A 14,958-nucleotide genomic window follows, 5' to 3' on the forward strand; every position below is an offset into this window, starting at 1 on the left:
AACAAATATTGCAAAACAGATTCAAAATGGATAGAAAGGAATGAATAAAAATGGAACAGGTTAACAGTCAGGATTTGATAAGGACGATTCAGACTAAATTTCCAAGATTGAGCAAGGGTCAAAAACTAATAGCTGAATACATCTTAAAACACTACGACAAGGCAGCATTTATGACTGCTGCAAAATTAGGGTTAAATGTAGGTGTAAGTGAATCTACAGTAGTCAGATTTGCAAATGAACTAGGATTTTCAGGATATCCTAAATTGCAAAAATCTCTGCAGGAACTCATAAAAAACAAATTAACTACCGTACAGAGAATAGAATTATCAAATGATTTTGTAAGTCAGGAAAGCCCCTTGAAAAGTGTTTTAAAATCCGACATGGAAAACATAAGGGCAACTCTTGAAAAAATAAATCATAAGACTTTTGACGATGTAGTTGAAAGTATATTCGAGGCTCGAAAGATATACATACTGGGTCTTAGGAGTTCTACCGCAATTGCAGATTTTTTAGGCTTTTATCTGAATTTGATATTGGACAATGTACAGGTAGTCAGATATGGGATAAGTGATATTTTTGAACAGATGATAAATCTAAGGGAAGGTGATCTAGTTATAGGAATAGGATTTCCCAGATATGCCGTAAGAACTATAGAGGCACTGACTTTTGCCAAAAGCAGGAATGCCAAAATAGTAGCTATTACTGACAGTCTTCTTTCACCGCTTGCAGCCAGATCGGACTATACATTGATTGCCCAGAGCAATATGGCTTCCTTTGTGGATTCATTAGTAGCACCTTTAAGTGTAATCAATGCATTGATTGTTGCAGTTGGTCTGAGGGAAAAAGGAAAAATATCTTCCACTTTTTCGGATTTGGAGAGTATCTGGAAGGAATACCAGGTTTATTCTTTTAGAGATCAAAATTAACTAAAATTAGGAAAATTGAATATTATGAATAATTTATCAAACTATTAAAAGAATTTATGTAAAATAAGAAGGATTCTTGAATTTTATATAGAATATATTCATATAAGATAAATTAAAAATGTCTTAATTCTGTAATTTAACAAATAAATATTTAATAATCACACAAGGAGGGTGTTACCACTTATGACTGAGGAGAAGGTACAAAATTATATTAACGGGGTAATTGAAAAAGTAAAGGCGAGAAATTCAAATGAACCTGAATTTCTGCAGACTGTGGAGGAGGTTTTAGGTTCCATAGGACCGGTATTGGAAAAACATCCTGAATACATCGAACAAAATCTTCTGGAAAGATTTTGTGAACCGGAAAGGCAGATAATCTTCAGAGTTCCTTGGGTAGATGATAATGGCAAGGTTCAGGTCAATAGAGGATTTAGAGTTCAATTTAACGGCAGTATAGGACCTTATAAAGGAGGACTTAGATTTCATCCATCCGTTTATATAGGAATTATTAAATTTCTGGGATTTGAACAGACACTCAAAAATTCACTGACAGGTCTTCCAATAGGAGGTGGCAAAGGCGGCTCCGATTTTGATCCGAGAGGAAAATCTGACGGTGAAGTGAGAAGATTTTGTGAAAGCTTTATGACTGAATTGTACAGACACATAGGACCAGATGTAGATGTTCCTGCAGGAGACATAGGCGTAGGTGCAAGAGAAGTGGGATATCTTTATGGACAGTATAGAAGATTAAGAGGTGCATTTGAAAACGGTGTTATTACCGGAAAGGGATTATCCTATGGCGGAAGTTTGGTAAGACCGGAAGCAACTGGTTTTGGTGCAACTTATTTCTGTCAGCAAATTCTCAAGCACGAGGGAACTGACATCAAAGGTAAAACAGTAGTTATATCCGGATTTGGCAATGTTGCCTGGGGAGTATGCAAGAAGATTGCCCAGTTAGGTGGAAAAGTCATAACACTTTCCGGACCGGACGGCTATGTATATGATCCGGACGGGGTAGTTACGGATGAAAAGATAAATTACATGTTGGAGATGCGTGCTTCAGGCAGAGACAAGGTAAAAGATTATGCTGACAAATTTGGTGCTAAATTCTTCCCTAATGAAAAACCATGGGGAGTTAAAGCTGATATAATAATGCCTTGTGCTACTCAAAATGATATTCACATAGAACATGCAAAACAAATAGTGGCAAATGGTATAAAATTTGTATGTGAAGTTGCCAATATGCCATGCACTAATGAAGCTGAACAGTATTTCTTAAAAAACAACATAATACTTGGACCTTCAAAGGCAGTAAATGCAGGCGGAGTTGCTACTTCAGCCCTTGAAATGGCACAAAACAGTGAGAGATTATCTTGGTCGGCAGATGAAGTTGATGAAAAACTTCATAATATAATGATAAATATATATAATAATTGCAAGAATGCATCTCAAGAATACGGATTTGGGTACAACTTATTGGCAGGAGCTAATATTGCCGGATTTGTGAAAGTGGCAGATGCAATGTATGCACAGGGAATATACTAATACGGGCAATATCGCTGTGGATTTAAAATGGGCGGATTTATAATAAATTCGCCTGTTTTTTATTTTACAATTCCTATAATATTCAAAAGTTATAAATATTATATTAAATTTATATTGAATAAATTTGCATAGTATATTACTATAATAGGGTAATATACTTATTCCTATACAAAATAAGGTGCGTGAACTAATGACAAAAATAATAGTAATCGGCGGCGGTCCTTCGGGAATGATGGCTGCGATAACCGCCGCATCAAATAACAATGAAGTTGTTTTAATAGAGAGAAATGAAAAATTGGGCAAAAAGATGTTTATATCAGGAAAGGGAAGATGTAATATAACAAATGGGAAAGATATAGAGGAATTTTTCGATTATATTCCCGGAAACCCCCATTTCCTTTACAGTTCCCTTTATTCATTTACAAATGAAGATACTATAAAATTTTTTAATAAATTAGGAGTCAAACTGAAAATTGAGAGAGGGGATAGAGTTTTCCCTGTATCAAATAAGTCCTCTGATCTAATTGAAGCCATGAAAAAACAGCTTATAAAAGAAAAGGTCAAGATAAAATTAAATTCCAGAGTGAAAAAATTTATCTGTCGTGACAGGGTTATAAGTGCAGTTCAGCTTGAAGATAATTCCATAGTGGAAGGTGATTATTTTATGCTCTGTACTGGTGGGCTATCTTATCCTCAGACTGGTTCTACAGGAGATGGATATAAATTGGCCAAAGGGATGGGTCATACTATAATGGAGTTAAATCCATCACTTGTGCCGATAGAGATAGAAGAAGGCTGGATAAAGAAACTGCAGGGTCTTTCATTGAAAAATGTATCTTTAAGTATAGTTGATTCAAAAAATAAAATTTTGTATAGGGAATTTGGCGAAATGTTGTTTACCCATTTTGGTATATCTGGTCCTATTGTTTTAAGTGCAAGCAGGGTGGTAAAAGACAATACAAATTTAAGGGCAGTTGTAAATTTAAAACCTGCCCTGCAAGTTGAACAACTGGATAGGAGACTGCAGAGAGATTTTCTAAAGTATTCAAACAAAGATTTTAAGAATTCTCTGGATGATCTATTACCCAGGAAATTAATAGAAATAGTTATAGATTTATCCAAAATAGTTCCAAGTAAAAAGTGCAATTCCATAACTAAGGAGGAAAGGATGGATTTGGCGAATCTACTTCAGAACCTTTCTATGACCATAAAGGGGCTCCGGCCCATATCAGAGGCAATAATTACCTCAGGAGGGATAAATACGAAAGAAATAGATCCATCTACTATGAAATCCAAAATAATATCCAATCTATATTTTGCAGGAGAGTTGATTGATGTAGATGGTTATACAGGCGGATTTAACATGCAGATTGCATTATCCACTGGATTTTTAGCAGGGACTCAAATGACACGAATACGTTAAATTAATCCTATAAAATAAAGGATTTTATAGTTTTTTATAGAATAATAGAATATATAAATAATTAATGGCTTTATCAAGAAAGGCGGAATAATATTTTGAATATATCTGTCGCAATCGATGGTCCTGCAGCTGCAGGCAAGAGTACTATAGCAAACATTATAGCCCAAAAGTTCAACCTAATGTACATAAATACGGGGTTTATGTACAGGGCTGTTGCTTATATATGTATGGAAAAAAGCATACCTTACACAGATACGTCAAGCGTTTGCAAAGTTGCAAAATCACTTGAAATGCGCTTTAAAAATGACAGAATTCTGGTAAACGGCAGGGATTTGACTGAATCTATAAAAAAACCCAGTGTAAGCAATAATGTATCAAACTATGCCGCTATTCCCGAGCTGCGAAAATTATTGGTAGATATGCAGCAAAAAATGGCATTGAAATGCAATGTGATTATGGATGGACGGGATATAGGCACTGTAGTTCTAAAAGACACCCCCTTAAAATTTTTTCTTACGGCCAGCGCCGGTGAAAGAGCCAGGAGGAGGTGCAGGGAACTTAAGGAGAAGAATATACCTGCAGAATATGATAAAATATTAAATGATATAATTAAAAGAGATTATATGGATTCGCATAGGGAGATATCTCCTCTTGTGAAATCGGAAGATGCCTTAGAAATAGATTCTTCTAACCTTTCTATTTCGGAAGTGGTAGAAGTTATTTCGAAATACATAATAGAAAATTCAAGGTGAAATTATGAAAATTGTACTGGCAGAAAAATCTGGATTTTGTTTCGGAGTAAAAAGAGCTGTGGAAGGAGCTGTAAATACTCAAAAAAAATTCAAAAAAAATATATATACTTTGGGTCCTTTGATTCATAATAATAGTGTAGTAAAAAAATTAGAGGAAAAAGGAATATTTCCTCTAAAAGAAGATGATATGAATAAACTCGAAGAAGGAGATGTAGTTATAATACGTTCCCATGGAGTACCTAAATCTACATTTACTCTTCTAAAAAATAAAAAAGTAAATGTAATAAATGCTACATGCCCGTATGTTTCGAATATACAAAAAAAAGTAGAAAAATATTATAAATTGGGGTATTCTATATTAATAGTAGGTGATAAGACTCACCCTGAAGTACTGGGCATAGATGGCTGGTGTGAAAATACTGCAATTATATCTAAAAATGGATCAAACCTGGAAAAACTTCCACCAAAACTTTGCATAGTGTCACAGACTACAGAAAAGCAGTCCAACTGGCAGAAAGTGATGAATGTAGTAATCAAGCAGTGTAAAGAGTTCATTGCTTTTAACACAATATGCAGTGCTACAGGATTTCGACAAAAATCTGCAGATGATATTTCAAAAAAAGTTGACGCAATGATAGTACTAGGGGGTAAAAATAGTTCCAACACCACTAAATTATATGAAATATGTAAAAGTAATTGTATAAATACCTTTCATGTTGAAAATTCAGGAGAAATACCTGATAATATAATTAGATCTAATAAAATAAAAACTATAGGTGTTACAGCAGGAGCTTCAACACCAGATTGGATAATAAAGGAGGCAATTTTGAAAATGAGCGATGACAAAAATTTAGCATTAAAAAATGAGCAATTATCTTATATGGATAAAAATGATACTCAAATAATATTAGGAGAAAAAATTAAAGGGACTGTAATATCTGTAAACCCAAATGAGGTCTTTTTAAATATAGGATATAAATCAGATGGTATACTTCCCAAAGTAGAGATAACCAAGAATGAAGATGATGACCTGGAAAAATTGATACATGCGGGAGACGAAATGGAAGTCAAAGTAATTCGAAGGCAAAATGAGGATGGATATGTAGTACTGTCCAAGATAGAACTGGAAAGGGAAAATGCCTATAGAGAATTAAAAGAAATCAATGGAAAAGATACCGTGGTAGAAGTCACAGTGAAAGAAGCTGTAAAAGGCGGACTTGTGGCAAATTACAAGGGGGCGAGAGTCTTCATACCTGCTTCCCATGTAGAACTATATCATGTAGATGATCTTTCTCAATATGTAGATAAAGAATTGGACGTAAATATAATCGAATATAAGGAAGAGAGAAGGGGAACCAGAGTAGTAGCTTCGAGAAGAGAAATTTTACGGGCAGAAAGAGAGAAAAGAGAAGAGAAGACATGGAATATTCTTGAAAAGGATACAGTAGTAGAAGGAGAAGTTAGAAGATTGACTGATTTTGGAGCCTTTGTGGATGTACAGGGAGTTGACGGTCTGCTTCATGTATCTGAATTATCCTGGGGAAGAGTAGATAAGCCAAGTGATGTTTTGAAAATAGGTGATAAGATAAAAGTTTATATATTGGATGTAGACAAAGAAAAGAGAAAATTGTCATTATCACTTAAAAAACTTATGGAAAATCCCTGGAATAATGTTGATGTAAAATATCCAGTGGGAAGCGTAGTACTTGGGAAAGTAGTCAGGTTTGCAAGTTTCGGTGCTTTTGTTGAATTGGAACCGGGAGTAGATGCACTTGTCCATATATCTCAGATAAGCCACAAGAGAATAGATAAACCTGAAGATGTATTGAAAGTAGGTCAGGAAGTAAAGGCAAAGATTCTGGAAGTAAATAGGGATGATGAAAAAATAGCATTGAGTATAAAAGAGGTAGACGATATTTAAACCATGCCCTAAAATTTGATTTACCGCCAATGTTTATCCAATATATGAAGAAAGTTAGAGTAATATTTAAATATTTCAAATATATATTGACTTTTTCATTATTTTTGATAGAATTTAATTGTTATATTTTATCTAGGGGGTAAATATGAAAAATGAATGAATTAGGGCGGCACATTTTAGCGGAAATCTATGGATGCGATGCTAGAATATTGAATGATGAAGATTTTATAAAAAAAGTAATGGTGAATTCTGCACTAAAAGCAGGTGCTGAAGTAAGAGAAGCTATTTTTCACAAATTTAGTCCTCAGGGTGTCAGTGGTGTAGTTATAATATCAGAATCACATCTGACTGTTCATACATGGCCAGAACTTGGTTATGCTGCTGTGGACGTATTTACTTGTGGAAATAGAATAAATCCTTGGGATGCATGTAATTATATGACTGAAAAATTCAATGCAAAAAATATGACGGCTACAGAAGTAAAGAGAGGTATATTTGAACAGGCCGTGGAAGTAAAAGCCTCAAATATATAAGAGATCATCGAGCAGGGTGATCTTTTATTTTCTATTATTATATACCATACAGGGTGAAAATTGAATGTATAAATGTATGAAGCTGATAAAGAAAAATCTAAAGTATTTTAGAATATTGAATGAAAAGCGGAATCTGTTCAATTCTTTAAATAAGGATTTTTTCCAAATTTATGATAATTGCAATTTTATACAGCAAATTATTTTAAGAAATAAGGTCAAACTAATCAGAAATAGAGCTAGGTATATAGGCTATATTTGGACAGACTTCTACCCTAGAGACATCTGTTACATAAATGCCATGAACGTAGTATATGAATACAGAAGCACCGATATATTGCCCTATAAGTGCTTGATAAATACCATAAAGAAAAATTATATTATAAAATATTTTTGCGAAAGCAATAACTATAATTTTAGATTATTAAAGAAGGTGGGATTTGAAAAAAAAGATGGTACTTTGATTTTATACAGGGATCTGCCTGAAAGTATAGATTTTACTTTAAATGAAGAGTTGGAATTTGAATTAATGCAAAAGGGCAGAGATGAGAAAAAAAGATGTGAAATACAGAATAAAATATTTCAGGATAACAACAGGATTCCGCTTACTTTGGAAGATATTTTTTTTGATGAAATACAGGATTATTATTTTGAAAAAGGTGCAGTTTTCTTGAAAAAAAACGATAGATATATAGGATATGGTCAATTCATAATTGAAAAGGGAATGCCTGTTATAGTAAATTTTGGTATAATCAAAGAATTCAGGGGTAGAGGATACAGCAGATATTTTCTGATATACATATTGAATCTAATACATTTCAATGGATTCAATAAAATAATAATAAAAGTGAAAAATTCTAACTACATAGCTTTAAATCTGTATAAAAGCGTTGGGTTCAAGGTAAAAAGGGAACAGTGCCTTTTAGAACTAAACCACAGAAGGTAATATATAAAAAATTCCCAGCTAACTGGGAATTTTTTATATATTACCTCTTAATCAATCTCTTGTCTTTTTATATTCATCCAGTGCTATCTTTAATAATCTTACAGCTTCTTTTAAGTCGTCACAATTCAGACAATAAGATATTCTTATTTCATCTTCTCCCAATCCCGGAGTAGCATAAAAACCGTTGGCGGGAGCAACCATTACTGTTTTTCCGTCTTTCTCAAAATCAGTTAACAGGAATTTTGAAAAATCTTCTGCATTTTTGACAGGTAATTTTGCAACTACGTAGAAGGCACCGCTCGGTTTCTTGCATATCAAGCCGGGTATCTTGCCAAGACCCTCCATTAGAATATCTCTTCTTTTTTGATATTCCTCTCTTGTTTTAACAAAATAACTTTCCGGAGTATCTTTTAAGGCAGTTGCTCCAATCTGTTCTACAGTAGGTACGCAAAGTCTGGACTGGCACAATTTCATCACATTGTGGATAAACTCCCTGTTCTTTGAGGCTGCTAATCCAATTCTTGCGCCACAAGCACTGTAGCGTTTGGATATACTATCCACAACTATTACTCTATCTGCAATATCCTTTAAGCTGAGTATAGAAGTATATTTCAGTCCATCATATACAAATTCTCTATAAACTTCATCTGCTATAAGGAAGAGGTCGTGTTCTTTAGCTATATCTCCAAGCATTCTTAGTTCTTCTGCAGTATATACTGTACCTGTCGGGTTTCCGGGGTTTGATATCATAAGTGCTCTTGTCCTATCGGTTATTTTGCTTTCTATTACCTCTTTACTTGGAAGGTGAAAACCATTTTCTGCTTTTGTCAAGTATGGGACCATCTTAGCTGAAGCTGTTTCTGCAAATCCATTATAATTTGTATAAAATGGCTCAGGAGAAATTATTTCATCTCCAGGATCACATAAAGTCATAAAGGTAAGCATTATGGCTTCACTGCCTCCATTAGTCACTACCAGCTCGTCTTTAGTAAATTCTGTACCCCATTTTTTGTAATATTCTATGAAGCTTTCCTGTAGCTCGTCCATTCCTTGCGATTCCGTATATGACAGAACATCTGTCTTAAATCTTTCAATTGCCTTGAAAAACAGGTCTGGAGTCTTTACATCAGGTTGTCCAATATTTAAATGGTATACCTTTACACCTCTCTTTGTTGCGGCAGTTGCATAAGGCGCCAATTTACGTATAGGTGAAAATTTCATGTTTAAAATTCTATTTGATAATTTCATAGGAAATACCCCTCCACTTTTGATTTAAATTAACTAAACTGTAGTATGAATGTAAGAATAAAATCTTTTCATTTAGATAAGTTTTTTATGGGAATGTGAATTGATTTTAATTCAAACATGCTTTGATTTTGAAAACTGTTAAAGTAACCTCTGTCTCCAATACAATCGGCTCTCAATCTACCCCTTTTTTCTGTTAATTCTATAGAATTTTTTATATCATACATGTTATCCTCTCCCTTTAGAGAAAGTTTAACCTAAAAGGAGAGATTTTATTCTATAGATTAATAATATTTGTAGAGTACTTTTCCAAGCCGCTTAATTCCCTCTACAATTTTTTCCTCTGACATACATGAATAATTTAGTCTGAAATGATTGTCACGTCCGCCGTTTGGGAAGAAAGAACCTCCTGGAACGTAGGCTACTTTTTCTTTTAATGCCTCTTCCAATATCTTTTTAGAACTTAATCCTTCTTTTAACTCAACCCAAGCAAATAGCCCTCCATAAGGATTTGTGTGTTTAATTTCCTTTGGAAAGTACTCGTCTATGCTTCTCAGCATAAGAGTTCGACGTTTGCCATAAACCTTTTTTATATCGTCTATGTGTTTACCTAGATCGTATGTCTCCATAAATTTTGCAGTAGCTCTTTGGTCCAAACTACTTGATTGAAGATCTGCCCCTTGTTTTATTATAACATATTTTTGAAGTACTTCAGGTGAAGCACATATCCAGCCGATTCTAAAACCAGGACAAAATGTTTTTGAATACGTCCCAAGATATATCACCCATCCGTCTTTATCAAAACTTTTTATAGAAGGATGAGTCGTGCCTTCGAAGATAAGTTCACCGTAAGGATTATCCTCAATTACAGGAACCTTGTATTTACTTGCAAGTTCAGCCAACTTTTTTCTCCTGTCGTCGGACATGGTTATTCCTGTAGGGTTTTGAAAATCTGGGATAGTATAGATCATTTTAACTTTTTTATTTTTCTTAAGTTCTTCCTCAAGTTTTTCTATTATCATACCGTTTTCATCCATCTCTATCTCAGTAAATTTAGGTCTGTAAGCCCTAAATGCATTAAGTGCTCCCATATAGCTTGGACTTTCGCATACAATAGTATCCCCTTCATTTACAAACATTTTTGCTGAAAATTCAATTCCCTGTTGGGAGCCGCTGGTTATTATTATGTCATCACCAGTAACATGTACCCCTGAATTAACCATCCTCTGATTTGCTATTATTTCCCTTAAGGGTTTAAATCCTTCTGTAGTACTATACTGCATAGTACCAATTCCATCTTCGTCTAAAATATTCTGCATTACTTTTTTCATTTCTTTTACAGGGAAAAGTTCTGGTGCAGGTAATCCTCCGGCAAAAGAAATTATTTCAGGCATTTCAGTTAATTTCAAGAGTTCCCTTATCTCTGAAGCTTTTAGTCCCTCCGCTCTTTGTGAAAAACTTATTTCCATGAAAAAACCCCCCTAAATTTTAAAAATGCAATAATTCCTTTATCACCTTCCTTAAATTAATATATTTGAATTACTATTTTTTGTAATTTGAGGTAATACATATTAAAAGTCAAAAAAATCAGAAAAATCACATTAATATCATTTTCTTTATAGACGTATTACCTTCTACTATAATAATATAATTTTTAGAGGATATTTTCAACAATAATTTAAATATATTTACTTTAAATATGCACATGTTGTTACTATAATGGAGGATTTATTGTTAATTTTATTTTACAAAGATTAAATATTGAATTAAAAGAATTAATCTATCATGGACAATATAAAACAAAATTGAGGTGAAACCCATGAATGATAATATTGATGCTGAAACCAAAATTATAGATGAACTGATATATAACATCAATAAAAAGAAATATGACAAAAACGACAGACTGCCTTCGGAAAATGATTTGGCTGATATTTACAAAGTTCCAAGAATAGTGGTTAGAAAGGCTTATGAGAGGTTACAGGAGATGGGTTATATCTATTCTAAATGGGGTAAAGGGAGATTTTTGAAGCATAAACATGAACTCATAGATCTCGTTTTATCTGGTGACAAGAGTTTTAGTGAGAAAATGATAAAAAAAGGATATGATTTTTTATCAAAAAATGTATGCTTTAAAAGGATAAAATATAACAGAAAAATTTTTACGGAATTAAATGCAGATGCCGGTGACAAGATATATAAGGTTGCAAGACTCAGAATCATAGATCACATACCCATGGCGTTGCATGTATCCTATGTTTCTTCAACTACTTTCCCTAATATAGAAAATTTTGGCGATAAAATAACATCCATGTTTGAGTATTACCGAAATAACGGGTACAGTGAATTCATGTCAAGTAAGAGTATTTTAAGTGTTTCCTTTCCCACGGAAGGAGAGCGAGAAATATTGAAATGCCGGAGTCTGATTCCTCTGCTGATATTGGAAACCAATTCCTGCGATGCCAAGACCAAAAAGATACTTGAATATACAAAAATACTTTATAGATCCGATCATTTCAAATATATAATCAAATAATAACATTTCAAAATTGACTAAAAAGCTGTGTATAAAATTATACACGGTTTTTTTACATTAATTAATATTATTTAACACAATTAACCTAGATTTTACTTCTTAAAACTTGGCAACAGGATATAATAAAAATTGCTAGAGAGGAGTTGAAAAAATGAAAAGACGAAGAAGAACTGAAATCCTGGTTAGAGGTTCCGAAAAACTTGCAGAAAGCCTCTTCGAGGAAATAGAAAAAAAATATGAAATAAAGATGATAGAAAAACCAAATACTGGTCTCGTTATGGTGAAAATGCGTGAAAGCGCTAAAAATTCATTATTTTACTTGGGGGAAGTACTTGTAACTGAAGTAAAGGTACAGATAAATAAAAAATTTGGATTGGGAATTGTAAAAGGTTATAGACCGGATTTGGCATATTGGCTTGCAGTTATTGATGCAGCTTACAATTCAAATCTAGAAGAGACAAATGCATGGAAAAAAATGCTAGTTGAAGAAGAAAAGAGGATAAAAAAGGCAGAATCTTTAAAAGAGGCCCAAATTTTAAAAACCAAAGTAAACTTTGAGACGATGAAGGAAGGATAAGTATGGAGATTGATATGGTTCACGATATACAGAAAGCTTATAGAAAATTATTAACTTGCATGTCAGAACCTGGCGTTATAAAAAACATAGATGAAGAAAGTAAAAAAATTCATATGGATATAAAATTTTTCAATTCCACATTAGTATTGATGTTCATGCTACTGGATTCAGAGGTGAGTTTCAAAATTATTTCTAAAAATGAGAATGAAGTTTCCAGTATCGTAAGGCAGCTGACTTATTCAAAACCCGAGTGCATTGAAAAAGCCGATTTCATATTTATATTGGAAGATGCAGACATAATTATGTTAAAAGAGGCACTTGCTTGTGCAAAACCTGGAAATTTAATAAATCCTCATAGATCAGCTACTGTAATTGTGGAAACTTCTAAAATAAGTAATGAAAAAAAATTTTTGCTTAAGGGACCTGGCATAAAGGATAAAAATTATATGGATCTGCAGCTGAATGGAGTCTGGTTGGACAGTTTACACAATAAAAATGTAGAGTTTCCCATGGGAATAGACATGATTTTTGTAGACAGATATTCGAATATAATATGTCTGCCAAGGACTACAGAAGTTACAAAGAAGGTGGATTAATGTGGGATATGTGGCTGTAAAAGGTGGAACTAGGGCTATAGAAGAGTCTATTAGAAGAGTAAAATATGAAAGATTGAAAAAGGGCAGTATTTTAAAAGTCAGCGATATAGAAGCAGGTATGAGGGGACTTATTGATCAGGTAATGTCGGAAAGCAGCCTGTACTCTGAAAAATTGGCGGCTATTGCAATCAAGCAGTCAGAAGGTAATTCTGAAGAGGCGGTATTTTTACTTAGGGCTTACAGATCTACGCTGTCAAGAAAACATTATACAAGGACGGCTGAATCGAAAGACATGCATATAGAAAGAAGAATCTCAGCTAGTTTTAAAGATATACCGGGGGGACAAATTTTAGGAGCATCTCGTGATTATACCCATAGACTTATAGATTTTGATCTTGTCGATGAATCCAAGGGAGAATCCCTGAAATGGCTAAAGAAGTTTGAAAATGATATTTCTTCTAAAGTCCCTCGGGAAAATCTTAGGAATTTACCCAAAGTTTTGGATTATTTAAGAGCAGAGGGACTTATCAGGTCCTATAAAAATGATGACAGATCTCCAATTGACATAACCAAGAAGAGTATAGAATTTCCTACAGAGAGAAGTGAAAGGTTGCAAATTTTAACGAGAGGACAAACAGGAGCAGTTATATCTTTAGGATATGCAGCATTGAGAGGTTATGGTTCCAAACACCCTACAGTAGGGGAATTGAGAGTTGGAAATCTTCCGCTGTATGTGAGCAATCCACTGGAAGATTCCTGTGAAGAAGAGGAAGATTTCTATATAGGGGATATTGTAATAACAGAAGTGGAAATGTTTGTGCCCAAAACAGTGAAGAAAAAAAATGGAAGGCAGGAGTTTGAATTTGGTATAGGTTATGGTGCCTGCTATGGCCAGAACGAGACCAAAGCTATGGCTATGGCAATACTTGATCAATGTCTTGAAAACAAAGATACAGTATATCCAACCCAGGATGAGGAATTTGTATTACTTCACATAGACAGTGTTGAATCCTCGGGATTCATGTCACATTTGAAACTGCCCCATTATGTTACTTTTCAATCAAAATTGGACAGCGTACGCAGAACCAAGAGAAAGGAAGGGACAGCAATTGAAGAGAAATTATAATTTTGCTTTCTTTGATGAAAATTCCAAAAGAGAAATTAGAAGAGCTTCCCTAAAAGCCGTTGCAATTCCCGGTTATCAGGTTCCCTTTGCCTCGAGGGAAATGCCTATAGCCAGAGGATGGGGCACAGGAGGGCTCCAGCTGACTCTATCGCTAATTGGCAAAAAAGATGTATTGAAGGTTATAGATCAGGGATCAGATGAATCCGTAAATGCTGTAAATATAAAAAAGCTCGTACAGGGTACTACTGGTGTCAGAATTACAGAAAAAACAGAAGAAGCTACCATAATTCAATCGAGGCACAGAATTCCGGAGGTAAAGCTTAAAAATGGTCAAATATTGGTACTTCAGGTCCCAATTCCAGAACCTCTTCGATATGTGGAACCCAGTGAATATAAGTCCAAAAGACTTCATGCTGAAAAAGAATACAGCGGTGTTTGGCTCATGTTATTTGAGCGGATTATGAAGTACGGAGATATGGCTACTGGACCTGACCATCCTGTTGTTGTAAATGACAGATATGTAATGGCCCCAAGTCCTATACCCCGTTTTGACAATAGTAAAATGAATTATTCCGAAGCTTTAATTCTTCTGGGGGCAGGAAGGGAAAAAAAGATATATGCGGTGCCGCCCTATACTAAGGTAAGATCTCTGTGCTTCGAGGATTATCCATTCAAGCCTGAAAATTTTGAAGGCAAAAAATGCAGACTCTGCGGGGCAGCTGATGTATATCTTGATGAATTTATAGACAAAGAAACCGGTAAAAAATATTATCAATGTAATGATACAAGCTATTGTCTTATGAGAATGAACAGCAAATTGACAGATAATTGAGGT

Annotated in this window: 15 protein-coding genes; 12 read left to right on the forward strand and 3 right to left on the reverse strand. The window is 34.1% G+C overall.

The window, feature by feature from the left end; all coding sequences use genetic code 11:
* Positions 1-50 precede the first annotated feature (50 nt).
* The 7 genes from AB8S09_RS03840 (at position 51) to AB8S09_RS03870 (ending at position 8,043) form a co-directional block, all read left to right on the forward strand.
* A complete protein-coding gene (locus AB8S09_RS03840; protein WP_294182061.1) occupies positions 51-926 on the forward strand; it encodes a MurR/RpiR family transcriptional regulator in 876 nt (291 codons plus the stop codon).
* Positions 927-1,109: 183 nt separating this feature from the next.
* Entirely contained in the window at positions 1,110-2,471 is a 1,362-nt protein-coding gene (gene gdhA, locus AB8S09_RS03845) for an NADP-specific glutamate dehydrogenase (RefSeq protein ID WP_294182060.1), read from the forward strand.
* Positions 2,472-2,661: 190 nt separating this feature from the next.
* On the forward strand, positions 2,662-3,894 hold the full coding sequence (locus AB8S09_RS03850; protein ID WP_294182059.1) for a BaiN/RdsA family NAD(P)/FAD-dependent oxidoreductase: 1,233 nt from the start codon (positions 2,662-2,664) through the stop codon (positions 3,892-3,894).
* Between the two features lie 95 nt (positions 3,895-3,989).
* On the forward strand, positions 3,990-4,646 hold the full coding sequence (cmk, locus tag AB8S09_RS03855) for a (d)CMP kinase (RefSeq protein WP_294182058.1): 657 nt from the start codon (positions 3,990-3,992) through the stop codon (positions 4,644-4,646).
* Between the two features lie 4 nt (positions 4,647-4,650).
* Positions 4,651-6,567, forward strand: coding sequence for a bifunctional 4-hydroxy-3-methylbut-2-enyl diphosphate reductase/30S ribosomal protein S1 (locus tag AB8S09_RS03860; RefSeq protein WP_369868515.1), 1,917 nt, complete (start codon positions 4,651-4,653; stop codon positions 6,565-6,567).
* A 152-nt stretch (positions 6,568-6,719) separates the two neighbouring features.
* Positions 6,720-7,100, forward strand: a complete 381-nt coding sequence (gene speD / locus AB8S09_RS03865) for an adenosylmethionine decarboxylase (RefSeq protein ID WP_294182056.1) — start codon at positions 6,720-6,722, stop codon at positions 7,098-7,100.
* Positions 7,101-7,164: 64 nt separating this feature from the next.
* Complete coding sequence (locus AB8S09_RS03870; protein ID WP_294182055.1) at positions 7,165-8,043, forward strand: GNAT family N-acetyltransferase; 879 nt, start codon at positions 7,165-7,167, stop codon at positions 8,041-8,043.
* Between the two features lie 51 nt (positions 8,044-8,094).
* On the opposite strand, the gene AB8S09_RS03875 is transcribed toward AB8S09_RS03870, so the two are convergent.
* From AB8S09_RS03875 to AB8S09_RS03885, 3 genes are all read right to left on the reverse strand, one after another.
* Complete coding sequence (locus AB8S09_RS03875; RefSeq protein ID WP_369868516.1) at positions 8,095-9,291, reverse strand: pyridoxal phosphate-dependent aminotransferase; 1,197 nt, start codon at positions 9,289-9,291, stop codon at positions 8,095-8,097.
* Between the two features lie 68 nt (positions 9,292-9,359).
* Positions 9,360-9,515, reverse strand: a complete 156-nt coding sequence (locus AB8S09_RS03880; protein WP_294182053.1) for a hypothetical protein — start codon at positions 9,513-9,515, stop codon at positions 9,360-9,362.
* Between the two features lie 57 nt (positions 9,516-9,572).
* Positions 9,573-10,757 (reverse strand): aminotransferase-like domain-containing protein, encoded by a 1,185-nt coding sequence (locus tag AB8S09_RS03885; RefSeq protein WP_369868517.1) that lies wholly within the window; start codon positions 10,755-10,757, stop codon positions 9,573-9,575.
* Between the two features lie 350 nt (positions 10,758-11,107).
* On the opposite strand from AB8S09_RS03885, the gene AB8S09_RS03890 reads away from it, so the two are divergent.
* The 5 genes from AB8S09_RS03890 (at position 11,108) to AB8S09_RS03910 (ending at position 14,955) form a co-directional block, all read left to right on the forward strand.
* Complete coding sequence (locus AB8S09_RS03890; RefSeq protein ID WP_294182051.1) at positions 11,108-11,824, forward strand: GntR family transcriptional regulator; 717 nt, start codon at positions 11,108-11,110, stop codon at positions 11,822-11,824.
* 151 nt (positions 11,825-11,975) lie between these two features.
* Complete coding sequence (phnG, locus tag AB8S09_RS03895; protein WP_369868518.1) at positions 11,976-12,401, forward strand: phosphonate C-P lyase system protein PhnG; 426 nt, start codon at positions 11,976-11,978, stop codon at positions 12,399-12,401.
* A 2-nt stretch (positions 12,402-12,403) separates the two neighbouring features.
* Positions 12,404-12,997: a phosphonate C-P lyase system protein PhnH gene (gene phnH, locus AB8S09_RS03900; RefSeq protein WP_294182049.1), complete on the forward strand. Its 594-nt coding sequence runs from the start codon at positions 12,404-12,406 to the stop codon at positions 12,995-12,997.
* Between the two features lies 1 nt (position 12,998).
* Positions 12,999-14,123 carry a carbon-phosphorus lyase complex subunit PhnI gene (locus tag AB8S09_RS03905; RefSeq protein ID WP_294182048.1) on the forward strand — a complete coding sequence of 375 codons (1,125 nt, stop codon included), beginning with the start codon at positions 12,999-13,001 and terminating at the stop codon, positions 14,121-14,123.
* Positions 14,107-14,955 carry an alpha-D-ribose 1-methylphosphonate 5-phosphate C-P-lyase PhnJ gene (locus tag AB8S09_RS03910; protein WP_294182047.1) on the forward strand — a complete coding sequence of 283 codons (849 nt, stop codon included), beginning with the start codon at positions 14,107-14,109 and terminating at the stop codon, positions 14,953-14,955. The genes AB8S09_RS03905 and AB8S09_RS03910 overlap by 17 nt, the downstream gene beginning before the upstream one ends.
* Positions 14,956-14,958: the final 3 nt, after the last annotated feature.

Source organism: Clostridium lapidicellarium, assembly GCF_041224415.1.
GTDB classification, from domain to species: Bacteria; Bacillota; Clostridia; order Clostridiales; family Clostridiaceae; genus Clostridium_B; species Clostridium_B lapidicellarium.